10 protein-coding genes and 1 pseudogene are annotated in these 13,678 nt (G+C 39.9%); 6 read left to right on the top strand and 5 right to left on the bottom strand.

The annotated features are described in order from the left end of the window. Positions 1-26: 26 nt before the first annotated feature. Entirely contained in the window at positions 27-605 is a 579-nt protein-coding gene (locus N8A86_RS04285; protein ID WP_273567938.1) for a Crp/Fnr family transcriptional regulator, read from the bottom strand. Positions 606-705: 100 nt separating this feature from the next. Here N8A86_RS04285 and N8A86_RS04280 point away from each other — a divergent pair, with 100 nt between their 5' ends. From N8A86_RS04280 to N8A86_RS04270, 3 genes are read left to right on the top strand one after another with little or no spacing between them, the layout of a single operon-like run. Beyond that, complete coding sequence (locus N8A86_RS04280; protein ID WP_273567937.1) at positions 706-1,308, top strand: SprT-like domain-containing protein; 603 nt, start codon at positions 706-708, stop codon at positions 1,306-1,308. Positions 1,309-1,356: 48 nt separating this feature from the next. Beyond that, the gene (locus N8A86_RS04275; RefSeq protein WP_273567936.1) at positions 1,357-2,439 is read left to right on the top strand and encodes a mannose-1-phosphate guanylyltransferase; all 1,083 of its coding nucleotides are present in this window, start codon (positions 1,357-1,359) and stop codon (positions 2,437-2,439) included. 3 nt (positions 2,440-2,442) lie between these two features. After that, on the top strand, positions 2,443-3,909 hold the full coding sequence (locus N8A86_RS04270; RefSeq protein ID WP_273567935.1) for a DUF389 domain-containing protein: 1,467 nt from the start codon (positions 2,443-2,445) through the stop codon (positions 3,907-3,909). A gap of 117 nt (positions 3,910-4,026) precedes the next feature. Here N8A86_RS04270 and N8A86_RS04265 read toward each other — a convergent pair. Both N8A86_RS04265 and N8A86_RS04260 read right to left on the bottom strand, forming a co-directional pair. Then, positions 4,027-4,795 (bottom strand): annotated as a pseudogene (locus N8A86_RS04265) (ABC transporter ATP-binding protein). Further along, the gene (locus tag N8A86_RS04260) at positions 4,795-5,532 is read right to left on the bottom strand and encodes an MlaE family ABC transporter permease (protein ID WP_273567934.1); all 738 of its coding nucleotides are present in this window, start codon (positions 5,530-5,532) and stop codon (positions 4,795-4,797) included. Before N8A86_RS04260 ends, N8A86_RS04265 begins: the two are co-directional and overlap by 1 nt. Positions 5,533-5,644: 112 nt before the next feature. On the opposite strand from N8A86_RS04260, the gene pafA reads away from it, so the two are divergent. Further along, a complete protein-coding gene (pafA, locus tag N8A86_RS04255; protein ID WP_273567933.1) occupies positions 5,645-7,315 on the top strand; it encodes an alkaline phosphatase PafA in 1,671 nt (556 codons plus the stop codon). 13 nt (positions 7,316-7,328) lie between these two features. Next, on the top strand, positions 7,329-8,114 hold the full coding sequence (gene murI, locus N8A86_RS04250; RefSeq protein ID WP_273567932.1) for a glutamate racemase: 786 nt from the start codon (positions 7,329-7,331) through the stop codon (positions 8,112-8,114). Positions 8,115-8,302: 188 nt separating this feature from the next. Here murI and N8A86_RS04245 read toward each other — a convergent pair whose 3' ends face one another. Further along, a complete protein-coding gene (locus N8A86_RS04245; RefSeq protein ID WP_273567931.1) occupies positions 8,303-9,865 on the bottom strand; it encodes a class I adenylate-forming enzyme family protein in 1,563 nt (520 codons plus the stop codon). Between the two features lie 180 nt (positions 9,866-10,045). Further along, the gene (locus tag N8A86_RS04240) at positions 10,046-11,233 is read right to left on the bottom strand and encodes a M24 family metallopeptidase (protein WP_273567930.1); all 1,188 of its coding nucleotides are present in this window, start codon (positions 11,231-11,233) and stop codon (positions 10,046-10,048) included. Between the two features lie 557 nt (positions 11,234-11,790). Here N8A86_RS04240 and N8A86_RS04235 point away from each other — a divergent pair. Then, complete coding sequence (locus N8A86_RS04235; protein WP_273567929.1) at positions 11,791-13,677, top strand: tetratricopeptide repeat protein; 1,887 nt, start codon at positions 11,791-11,793, stop codon at positions 13,675-13,677. Position 13,678 lies beyond the last annotated feature (1 nt).

Genomic DNA, 13,678 nt, shown 5'->3' with positions numbered 1-13,678 from the left:
AAAAAGGTGGCTACAAGGACATTTGTCTATTTCGAACCTTTGACTAGTTGCCTTCGAATTCTACTGAGATGACGAGGATTCATACCCAAAATACTTGCAATATATTTTTGAGGTACTTCATTTACCATTTGTGGGTAGCGCTCTTGAAATTTCAGATAGCGTTCTTTCCCTTTTGTGGTAATCAACAAATCGGTAAGATGTTGATATTTGACAACTTCATGGGCCAGCGCCTTGTAAATGAATTTGCGCATCTCAGGGAAATCATTCGATAGCCTGTCAAATTCTGTTTTGGAAAAAACTTCCATGGTTGAATCCGATAAAAAAGAGATGGAATATTGGTTCGGCACCTCGTTGATAAAACTATCGAATGCGGTCACAAAGGTAAATTGAAGTCCCACCCATCTGGTAAATTCATTGTCATCGGTTAAATAGCGCAGGGCCGCTTGACCTTCAACCAGAAATCCCAACTGTTGGCAAACATGACCTTGTTCACAGAAAAAATCACCCTTTTCATATTTAACAAGCTTCAGTGAACGAAGAAGAAATGCTTGTAATTCTTCGGTCATTGTTACCCCTGCTTTTTTTAAAAACTCGACCAGTACCATTTTCCTTTATTTGTTCGAATGAATCTTTTTAAAGCATTACCAAATACAAATTACAGATTTCCTTCAATTATAGAATCGTTTAATCCCTATTTTTGTAATAATGGATAGCACCCTTCAAAAATATTTGCCTGAACGGGCGGTCGAACCTTGTTTCCAACTGATAAAAGAGACTAGTGTCCATTTGAAAATCGTAAACCAACGTGTTACCCGACACGGCGATTACAGAAAAATGCCCAACGGCCTACACCAAATTACGATTAATGCGACCCTGAATAAATATCGATTTTTGATTACCTTGATACACGAAATTGCGCATTTGGTCACTTTTGAGAAATACGGTCGGCGCATCAAGCCACACGGACTTGAATGGAAGAAGACATTTCAGTATTTGATGCTTCCCTTTATACGGCCAGAAGTATTTCCATCGGGCTTGTTGCCCCATTTGGCACGTCATTTCAAGAACCCGAAAGCGAGTAGTGATACTGATGCGGTTTTATCATTGGCTTTGAAACGTTTCGATGAACAACATCCCTATAAATCATACGTTTTTGAAGTACCTCATGGTAGTATTTTTAGACTATACAACGGAAAGTTGTATAAAAAAGGCAATAAAAGGGTAAAACGGTATGAGTGCGTTGAGGTGAATTCAGGTAAAGTTTATCTCTTTCAACCCAATGCCGAGGTAGAAGTTATAAAAACATAGCAATGGCGATAGGCAGATTCCTTCGCGCTGCTGAGATTGACATTTTAAATGAAAAATAAGAATTACTATGCCGTTTTAATGGCCGGTGGGGTCGGTTCGCGATTTTGGCCGATCAGTACGACCGAAAACCCCAAACAGTTTCACGACATGTTGGGAACAGGTGATACCTTGATCCAAAAAACGTTCAAGCGACTCAATAAATTTGTGCCCACAGAGAATATCTTAATTTTGACCAATGAACGGTACAATGCTTTGGTGCTTGAGCAACTACCCTTGGTCAAGCAAGCACAGGTGGTTCTCGAACCTGCCATGCGTAATACGGCCCCTTGTATTCTGTATGCGGCCTTGAAGATTCAAAAGATGAATCCTAATGGGTTGATGATCGTGGCGCCTAGCGATCACTGGATCGAAGATGAAGATGCCTTTGCGCGAGATGTAACGCTGTGTTTCGAAAAATGTGAATCTGAAGAAGTGCTCTGTACGTTGGGCATTCAGCCCACTTTTCCGAATACAGGCTTTGGGTATATCGAATTTGAAAAAGGAAGCGATGAAGAACTGAAAAAAGTACATCAATTTCGTGAAAAACCCGATTATGAAACTGCAAAGGAGTTTTTGGGCCAAGGAAATTTCCTCTGGAACGCCGGTATTTTCATATGGAGCGTAAACACCATTTTGAACGCTTTTCAACATTATCAACCGGAACAATATGAACTTTTCGAGTCCGGGTTGGCTTTCTATAATACCGAAGCCGAATGGGACTTTATTCAAGAAAATTATGGAAAAGCCGAAAACATTTCGATTGACTATGCCATTTTAGAACCTTCGAAATTCATTTTTGTGCTTCCGGCAACTTTTGACTGGAACGATTTGGGCACTTGGGGTTCGCTCTATGATAAACTCGATAAAGATGGCAGCAACAATGCGGTGGTAAACAGTATGGTCATTTGCGAAGATGCGCAGGGCAACATGATCCGTTCCCCAAAAGGTAAAATCGTGGTCGTCGATGGCCTTAATGATTATATAATTGTAGATAAGGAAGAAGTACTGCTTATCTATCCGAAATCAAAGGAGCAAGACATCAAACAGGTTTTGAACAAAGTAAAGAATACCTTCGGAGACGAATATGCATAAATTATGAGCGAAAATCTAAATCAAGATCAAATTACCCCGTCTGAAGAACCTATCGAAACCAAAGAAGAGGTAAAGAAAGATTTTAAAGGACTTCTGGTAAGCACCAAAAAGTTTTTGCAGGAACTTTTGGACATCCGCCCAAATACGGACCAAGCTGCTACCAAAGAAGCAATCATCGCCGATATTCCATTTAAAGGCCATACTTCTTGGATTTTGATATGCTCCATTTTTATTGCGTCTGTTGGTTTGAACGCCAATTCTACCGCTGTCGTCATCGGTGCGATGTTGATTTCTCCGCTGATGGGACCTATACTGGGTCTGGGCATGTCATTGGCGATCAATGATATTGACACGCTACGACGTTCGTTGAAAAATTTTACCGTAATGGTTGTTTTAAGTGTTTTGACGGCGTTTTTATTTTTTTATCTTTTTCCGTTAAAGGACGAATCTTCAGAATTGTTGGCACGTACAGCTCCCGACATTCGTGATGTACTTATCGCCTTTTTCGGTGGTCTGGCCCTGGTCATCGCACGCGCAAAAAAGGGGACAATCGCTTCCGTTATTTTTGGAGTGGCGATCGCTACAGCCCTTATGCCACCACTTTGTACGGTAGGTTTCGGACTCGCCATTGGTAATTACGACTTCGCTTGGGGTGCCCTGTACCTCTTCACGATCAATACGATATTTATCGCTTTGGCGACATTTCTGGTCATCAAGCTTTTACGTTTTCCGATGGTGCGCTATGCCAATTCGAAACGTCGAAGGCTCATCGGAAGAATTGCATCCTTATTGGCCGTTCTGGTCATGATTCCCGCTAGTATTACCTTCTGGGATGCGCTTCAAGAATCGGTGTTCAGAAAACAAGTGCAAGAATTCATTGACGAAAGAGTCGCACCATATCAGTTTTCGGAATCAGGAAGATTTATGGAAGATTTTACCGATATCGAATATGGCGATGGTAAGCTTCCGGTCATCGAACTTGTATTTATGGGCAATGAAACCGTTCCGGATAACGTCATCGCATCTTGGGAATCTCAAATGGACGAATTTTCAAAATTGAAGGATTGCGAATTGAGAATTATCCAAGGCGGCAATGAGGAGCTTGACCAGCTTAAGTATGTGAACGAGCTTTATGAATCTCAAAAAAATGTATTATTGGGCAAAGACGATAAGATCAAATTGCTTGAAAACGAATTGAACCGGTATAAACGATACGCCGGAAAACAGATTCCGTTTAGTAGTATCAGCGCAGAGGCCAAGGCGAACTATGAAAATCTGGAATCCATTGAATACGATCACGCCGTTCGTACGGATTTCAAAAAGACGGACACCCTTTCCATTTTCGAGATAAAATGGAACAAGGACATCCAAGCGGAAAAAAAGAAGATCGATAATAAGAAATTACTTGATTGGTTAAAGATTAGACTGAACGACAGTACGGTACAACTTCGGGAAACGGCGGGGTTTTGATGGGTGTGCGAGAATGGGTACTAGTCGCTGGGTTCCTTAAGCCCGATGTTGAAATTACTTAGGAGGAAAAAATCCAAAAAATTCAGGATGATTTTTCATTTTTTAAACTTCGCGCTTCTAATTCCTTTCCTCTATATACATCTGGCGAACCTTTTTTAAAAAGTTCCGATGAATAGACAAAGTCGGTCACGGCCTTGTTATCGGTCTTGAAAATTTCTTTATTAGTACCTTCCCATTCCTTCAATCCGTTTTTGAGAAATACGATTTTCTTTCCGATTTCCATGACCGAGTTCATGTCGTGCGTGTTGATGACCGTTGTGATATCGTATTCTTCGGTAATTTCCTGAATGAGATTATCGATCAAGATGGCCGTTTTCGGATCCAGTCCGGAGTTCGGTTCGTCACAGAAAAGATATTTCGGGTTCATTACGATGGCCCTAGCGATGGCGACCCTTTTTTGCATCCCCCCTGAAATCTCAGAAGGAAATTTGTGATGGGCATCCACCAAATTCACCCGTCGCAACACAAAATCAACGCGATCTTGCATTTCCGGTCTTGATTGTTTAGTGAACATTTCCATCGGAAACATTACATTTCCTTCTACTGTCATACTATCAAAAAGAGCACTGCCTTGAAATACCATTCCCATTTCTTGGCGTAGATTTCGTTTTTCGTCCCCTGAAAGCTCATCATAGATTTTACCATCGTAGGCAATTGTTCCTTCCTCGGGAGTGAAAAGCCCCAAAAGACATTTTAGAAACACGGTCTTTCCCGAGCCACTTTGCCCGATAATAAGATTGGTCTTGCCCTTTTCGAACGTTGCCGAAACACCCTTAAGAACATGTGCGTCACCAAATGATTTATAAATATCTTTTACTTCTATCATCAGCCCAGCATTAATTGAGTAAGAACATAGTTTATAATAATGATGACGACACTGGTCCAAACAAAAGAGGTCGTACTCGCCTTACCGACCTCTAGTGCCCCACCTTTCATATAAAAGCCGTGAAAAGAAGGAATCGTGGCCAGAATAAAGGCGAACACCAACGTTTTGATGAAAGCATAAGTAATATGAAAAGGGATAAAGTCCAGTTGCACGCCCGTCACGAAATCGGCGCTGGTGCTAAAACCACCAAAAACCCCTGCAAACCACCCTCCAAAGATACCCACATACATCGCAATCGCGATAATGAACGGGTACAAGAGCAGTGCAATAATCTTGGGAAATACCAAATAATTTAGGGCATTGACGCCCATCACCTCAAGGGCATCGATTTGTTCGGTCACCCGCATCGTACCAATACTTGAGGTAATATAAGAACCTACTTTCCCGGCCATGATAATAGAGCAAAAAGTGGGGGCAAACTCCAAAATAATAGATTGTCGAGTGGCAAAACCGACCAAATATTTCGGAATGAGTTCGCTAGTAATGTTCAGTGCGGTCTGAATTGCGACGACCCCTCCGATAAAAAAAGAAATGAAAATCAGAATACCCAACGAACCGTAGATGAGTTCATCGATTTCCTTTAGAATCAACGCCCGCATTATCCGCCATTTTGTAGGTTTTTTAAAAACCTCTCGAACCATAATGGCATAAGCGCCGATCGAAGCAAGGTAGTTCATGTATTAAAGATAGATTTCTGATGGTAAAAATAGCAATAATGAATGTCTTTTGACCTTTCATTAAAGTTTAAAGGGTTTATTTCTATATTTTTGTTGCAACAATAAAAAAGACATGTCTAGAAAATTTTTGCCCCTTTGTCTGTTTGGATTTTTGATGGTTTTCGCCAATGAAAATTCATTTGCACAGAAAAAATCCGACACTCAAGATGATAATGAATTAAAAACTACGCCCAAGCTGGTTGTAGGTATAGTGGTAGACCAAATGCGCTATGATTATCTGGCCCGTTTTTGGAACCATTACGGTGATGACGGTTTTAAGCGAATGGTCAACGAAGGTTTCAACTGCAAGAATAACCACTTCAATTATGCTCCCACGAGCACGGGTCCCGGACATGCTTCGGTATATACCGGTGCTACCCCTGCTACCCATGGTATAATTGGAAACGATTGGTACGATAAGGAGTCAGGCCAGTCCGTCTATTGTGCTTCGGATAGTACCTATACATCGGTAGGCACGGTTTCCGACGCCGGTAAAATGTCGCCTCATCGTATGAACGTTACTACAATTACAGATGAACTACGATTGCATACCCAAATGCGAGGAAAAACCATAGCTATTGCCGTAAAAGACCGTGGCGCTGTGATTCCCGGTGGGCATACGGCCAATGCGGCCTACTGGTTTCACGGTGAAGATGAAGGTAAATGGGTTACCAGTTCCTTTTATATGACGACCCTGCCCAAATGGGTAAGCGATTTTAATGCTTCCAATAAAGTAGAACAGTATAAAAAGCCTTGGAGGCCTTTAAAAGATATCAACACCTATCTAGAAAGCGGTTTGGACAACAACACGTATGAGGGCCTTTTCGTTGGAGAAACCATGACCACCTTTCCTCATGACCTGCCGAATCTGTGGGACGAGAACGGAAAGTATGATTTATTAAAGGCGACCCCGTACGGTAATAGTTTAACCACTGATTTTGCTCTTGAAGCTCTGGAAGAGGAACAACTTGGGGCCGATGAGATAACCGATTTCTTGGCCATTAGTTTCTCAAGTACCGATTATGTCGGACATAAATTCGGTGTGAACTCGAAAGAAGTGCAAGATGTTTATTTAAGATTGGATGAAGATTTGGCCCGTTTGTTCAAGGCACTTGACAAAAAAGTAGGCAAGGAAGAATATACGGTCTTCTTGACGGCTGATCACGGAGCCGTTGAAGTACCCTCCTATTTAAGAGATCAAAAGATACCTGCTGGTTATTTTGATTGGGCGGCAATGGTCACCCGATTCAACGAGTTTCTAAATTATAAGTTCGGCACTACCGATTTGATCAGAAACAGCTCAAATTATCAATTGTTCTTAGATCATAAAATTATTCAAAATTTGGATATGGACGTTGCCGAAGTACAACAGACCATAGCAAAAGAGCTATTGACCTACGATAATATCGATAGGGTGTATACTGGCCATCAAATGTGGCAGAACGAATACACCGAGGGCATTCCAAACATACTGCAGAACGGATATAACCTAAAACGCTCTGGAGATATCCTTTTGGTATTGCGACCTGGTATTATTACCTATGCAACTACTGGATCGACACACGGTTCCCCTCAGGTATACGATACGCATTCTCCATTACTTTTCTACGGGAAGGGAATAAAAAAGGGAAGTACCGTTGAGCGTACGGAAATCCCAGATATTGCACCGACACTAGCGGCGTTATTGGGAATTTCTTTTCCGAATGGCACCACCGGGAAACCGATTCCACAGGTATTGGAATAATTCGCTGAACTAGATGAAAGCAGATCCCATTGGTATTTTTGATTCCGGGGTTGGGGGAACTTCGATTTGGAAGGAAATCCAAGCCCTAATGCCCAAAGAGAGTACACTTTATTTGGCAGATAGTGCAAATGCCCCCTATGGTGAAAAATCAAAAAACGAAATTGTCCGTCTTAGTATTAAAAATACCGAGTTTTTACTGGACCAAGGTTGCAAATTAATTGTAGTCGCCTGTAATACGGCAACCACAAATGCTATCGATTACCTGAGGGAAAATTACGATGTTCCTTTTATCGGTATCGAACCTGCCATAAAGCCCGCTGCCTTACAATCGAAATCGAAAACAGTCGGGGTTTTGGCCACAAAGGGAACATTATCCAGCAGTCTTTTTCATAGTACTTCGGAAAATCATGCTAATGGAATAACAATTATCGAACGAGAGGGAAGTGGTTTAGTAGAGTTGATAGAAGCAGGTAAAATAGATAGCCCAGAAATGCATGAGCTTCTAAAAAAGTTTCTAGCTCCAATGTTGGCCGAAGGAATCGACTATTTGGTATTGGGGTGTACGCATTATCCCTATCTAATACCGATGCTCGAAAAAATGCTTCCCGACCATGTAATGATTATCGATTCTGGGGAAGCAGTGGCACGGCAGACGAAATCGATACTGGAACAGCGCGATTTATTGAACGAATCGAATAAAAAAGGTACTGCAATTTTTCGCACCAATGGAAACCTTACAGTTTTGGAGAATTTTTTAAAGGACAGCGATGTCGCTGAGGTTTCTTATCTGGATTTTTAAGAAAGTTTGGTAAGCACTGCTTCCTTAAGGTGTCTTAAAACGTTCCTTTTACGATTCGAAAAAATTAAACACAACGTGTTTGTGTATGATGCGTTTACATCCCTCAGGGTGCATATGCAATATACAGGATGTTCTCGGCTGGCCTTAATTTTCAGAAATGCTAATAAATATACCATCTATACAGGACTTTAATTTATTTGTCGATCCTTCCCTTCCCAATACACTTTTCTAACGTCTTTTTTTAGGAGCTTGCCGGCACCCGATAACGGGAATGGTTCGGTTCTAAATTTTATGCTTCTTGGGCACTTGTAATTTGCAATATATTCACTCGCTTTGGAAATTATTTCAGCTTCAGTCGCGGTGTGGCCTTCCTTTAGAATGACCTCAGCGTGGACTTGTTCTCCCCATTTATCAGAGGGGATGCCGATGACCACCACTTCTTGCACCGCCGGATGATTCATCACGGCATTCTCCGTTTCTGCCGAGTATACGTTCTCGCCTCCAGATACAATCATATCTTTAACCCTATCGACTAAAAAGACAAAGCCATCTTCATCCATAAAACCGGCATCTCCGGTATGTACCCATCCGTTTCTGAGAGAAGTGGCCGTCTCCTCTGGTTTGTTCCAATAACCTGCCATGGCATTGGATCCTTTTACAATTATTTCTCCTATTATACCGGTAGCGACTTCTTTTCCGTCAACATCGGCTATGCGAACTTCTGTACAGGTTACTGCTTTACCAGCAGATTTGAGTTTTCCAGAATTAGGTCCTTCAATAACATGATATTCGTGTGTCAAGAGTGTTGCCAAAGGAGATAATTCAGTTTGTCCATAACCCTGACAGAATTTTGCATTTGAAAATGTATCCATCGCCCGAACCAAAACTGACTCTGAAATAGGCGAGGCTCCATAGATTACAAATTCAAGGTGTGATAAATCCGCACTTTTAACTGCCGGTTCGTTAACGGTCATTTGAATCATTATGGGTACCATCAAAGTATGGGTAATCTTTTGGTTATCCATTGCCTCAATAGTTCCTAGGGGAGTGAACATGGGTATAAATACATGGGTCGATCCTGCTAGCATTCCTGCATGTGTCATAGCCCCATCCGCTATATGGAACATCGGGGCGGTATGTAAAATACGCGCATACTCCTTTAAGTTTATGCTGTTCAAAAGGCATATGGCAGATGACCACAAGTTGGTATGGGTCAGCATTACTCCTTTCGGGAAACCGGTTGTGCCACCAGTGTAGAATATCCCTGCGAGATCATCATTGCTTCTGTAAGCATCTTCCACAACTTCATTGTTGCTTATCAGGTCTTCATAATTTACCATTCCCTCTGGAGTATTTTTATCACCGATGTATATAATATGTTCTAATTCCAGATCCTCCAATAATAGGGCAAGAGCCATTTCAGCAAAAGCGTCATCAACAAGCAAAATATTTACGCCGGCATCTTTGAGGGAGTACGCATTCTCTTTCAGTGACCATCTAATATTAAGTGGCACCACACAGGCACCTGCCCATGGCACACCAAAATAATATTCAAAATAACGATCTGAGTTGAGAGAAAGTATTGCTACCCGATCGCCCGTATCCACACCAAGTGAATGCAGGCCAGATGCAAATCGAGCCACTCTTTCTTTCAATTCGGCCCAATTTCTTTGCCGATTACCATTTATAGTCGCAATCTTATCTTTTCTTATTTGGGCATTTCTATGGACAGCTTGTGTTAGGTAGAACATATTTTTATATTATATTTTTTAAAAAATTATGCATGCTTGCTGAGAACGGTCTAGTATATGAGTAGTAGCGGGTTTCTACTCACTAACTTTTCAGTTTTGCACAGACCTTTGTTTTATGTTTTTACTTTCGTTATATCACTTAAACCGCTATTACTTATACACCGTGTTGGCGGTAGTTATTTATATTCCAAACATTTTCTTGATAATATTTCCCTTTAACTTTTGCAATGGTTTTGAGTTTGTAAAAGTTAAACTTTTTATATCATCAGGACAGTTCGTTAATATCTGATAACCGTTTTTTGTTATTAATACGGTGTCAGAATGTCTAAAACCTCCAACGCCTTCGATATAAATTCCAGGTTCAATGCTAACAACCATATTTTCTTTTAGAACTGTTTTGTCTCCCTCTGCTAAATAAGGACCTTCGTGATTCCCTAAACCTATTCCGTGACCAGTTCTATGCATCAAATTCTCTTTTAATCCTTGGTCAATTAAAAATTGTTTGGCAGCTAAATCTACATCCTCTGCAACTGTGCCAGATTTTAAAACAGCATAACTTCTCCTTCTCGCTTCTATCATTAGTTCAAAAGCTTCCTCTTGTTCTTTTGATGGCTTGCTTGTAAAAAATGTTCTTTCCAGTTCAGCCGAATATCCATTTACTCTTAAAAAAGCCAAACTAATATGTGAACCTTCAACTAAAACATCTGATACTTTCGGAATTCCGTGTGGTTGATAAGAAATTCGACTAGGCCAAGCCGCAACTAAAATATTTGTTGCTAAATAGTCAAAAGGTGTTTCTTTAATTACTTTTTGTTGAATAAAACGTCCAATTGAAAAAACCTCCAATTCCGACATTCCGAAGTAGGCATTCTTATTTAACTGCTCGATACTAATATCACAATATTTCGAGGCTTGTTTTATTAATTCAATTTCCGCATCACTTTTAATCCACCTTTGTTCTTCTAATATTGAATTTTCTACAACATTAAGATTAACCGAAGTTAAAAAAGCCGAAATTTCATAAGGCGTTTTACCACCAATGCCAATTAGTTTACTGTCCTTTACTTGCTCTAAAAGAATATCTTGCCAACGTTCTGGTTGTGGCGCAGGATATTCCCAGTAACTTTTTATTTCATTGACATTGTCAACTTTGTTAAGGTGAGCGAGTTCCATTTTAGGAACAATAAAACTCACGTTATTTGCTTTAATTATTAATAAAAATAATCTTTCAAGGCTTTTATAAGTCAAGCCGGTTAAGTAGTAAATATCCTCTTCTTCCGAAATGATAAGTGTGTCAATTCCGCTAGCTTTAATGGTCTTCTGAACTAACTGTATTCTCTGTTTGTATTCTGATGTACTTATGTTCAAATCGTAGTCTTCTTGTTTTTTCTAATTACCGCCAACAAGGGAATATAGTTATTAACTAATATAGGGATATATAGTTAATGATTATATCCAACTTATATAAGTTTTATACGAGGTCATCTTTGGAGCCCCATAAAACGGCCATTAAAAGCAACAACCGATAATAATTGGTAATGTCCCATAAATATTTCGTTTTAAGGGACAATCTTATATTCTCTTATATTGCCAACGTTCCCTTAGGTTTTTTACCATTTAAAAATAATTCAAGACCACTTATAGCGTTCTATTCGCCAGATGTATGTTTTCGATTGTTGATGTATTGCCATAGTCGTTATTTTATGGGCAAAAGGGCAAGGGCTTAACTACCTAACCAAGTTTGTTGGCCTGGCAAGTGTTTTTGGATGAAAATTCCTTAAATTTAATAAAACCTTCCCCCATTAACATACACTTCTATGAAACGGTATAGGTCTTTATTACTCTTCACACTTTTTATATTTCTCTTTTGGCACAAGGGTTCAGCTCAACCAAAGAAAATTATAGATAGTATTAAACAGGTACTAATGTCTACTACATCTGATTCAATCAAATATCGAGGATATGCTGATCTTAGCTGGTATTATGCCGATACTCGAACAAAATTGGATTCATCAAGATTGTATGCCGATAGCATTAAATTATTAGCCCTCGATCTCAATGATGAAAAAGGTCTTGTACTCTCTCATTTTTACTATGGATTAGCAGATAGATTTGAAGGAAAATTTCATGAAGGTATCCAGCATATGCAAAAGAGTGTTGACTATCATAAAAAAAGAGGAGACAGTACGAAAGTGGGAATAATACTATTTCAAATTGCAACAATGCATGAAAATTTGGGTAATTATGTCGAAAGTTTAGCGGCCTATCAACGGGTATTGGCCATTCATATGGAAAGGAGAAATGAGTTTAAACCGACCATTGCCAATGTGTTATTGGCTATGGGCCACGTGCAACGAAATATTGACAAGCATAAAGCAATTAAAACTTACGAGGAAGCACTTAAAATATGGGATGAGCTAGGGGATAAAGAGGGCCAATCAATGACTCTGGAGGGAATTGGTAACGCCTATGAAGAGATGAAAAAGTATGCGGAAGCAGAAAGGTATCTACTGAAGGCACTTGAAATTGTAAAAGGTGAGAAAAGAAATTATGGAATTGCTACAGTTCTGGAAAACTTGGGAACATTGTATGGAAGAATGGGCAATTATAAAAAGGCTCTGGAGCATCATTTGGAATCTCTAAATATTCGAGAAAGTCTTCCTTCACGGAGAAATTTGGCATTAAGTTTAAATAAAGTTGGAAGTACCTATTTGAATTTGGAAAAAAAAGAACTTGCGAAGAGTTATTTGCACAAAAGTCTCGTGATTTCTAAGGAGATAAAGAATGGAGCATTACTTAGGGAAAACTATAAGGCTCTAACGAATTTCTACGAATCAATAAATAATAAAAATGAAGCCTTTGAATATCAAAAATTATATATTGCTATTAAGGATTCCATGTTTACCGAGGAAAAAAACAAACAATTAGTCGAACTGCAAACCAAATACGAAACCGCACAAAAAGACCAGGAAATAACCTTACTGACCAAAGAAAACGAGATTCAACAGGCAAACGCAGCAAAGGAGTCTACGCTACGAAATGCCTTGATCGGAGGGCTACTCTTGTTGGCCATCATTGCAGGGCTGATCTTCTATTCGATGCGGGCGCGACTAAAAAACCAAAAATTGCTCGCTGTAAAAAATGAGGAAATAAAAATGGCCAATTTAAAGGAACGGCTGGGTACTTTGGAGATGAAAGCGCTGCGTGCCCAAATGAACCCCCATTTTCTATTTAATTGCATGAACTCGATCAATAGGATGATCATCAGTGAGGATAACGACATGGCGAGCAAATACCTGACTAAATTCTCCAAATTGGTAAGGCTTATGCTTGAAAATTCTGAAAACCCCAAGGTTTCGTTAAAAGATGAATTGGCAATGCTAAAATCCTATATTGAATTGGAAGTGATTCGTTTTAAGAATAAAATGGAATACAAAATCAACGTTTCCAAAACCATAGATCAGGAAAGTACCTACATCCCTTCCATGGTGTTGCAACCTTTTGTAGAAAACGCCATCTGGCACGGCCTGCTACATAAGGACACCAAAGGATTGCTGACAATCAATATCAAAGAAGAGGATGACAATCTACATTGCAGTATTACGGACAATGGTGTGGGAAGGGAACAATCACTGAAACTTCAAAAACAAAGTGGTCATAAAAAGTCGTCCATGGGCATAAAAATCACCACGGACCGCCTAAAATTATTGACCAAACAAAAGATAACCGAGGCCATTAAAATATTGGATCTAAAGGACAGTCAGAACAACCCTATAGGTACTCAGGTGAATATCCTAATCCCAATTTCATAAA

The organism is Maribacter halichondriae (assembly GCF_027474825.1).
Taxonomy (GTDB): domain Bacteria; phylum Bacteroidota; class Bacteroidia; order Flavobacteriales; family Flavobacteriaceae; genus Meishania; species Meishania halichondriae.
The sequence above is the reverse complement of the archived record's forward strand: the minus strand, read 5'-3'. Positions and strand labels throughout refer to the sequence as shown.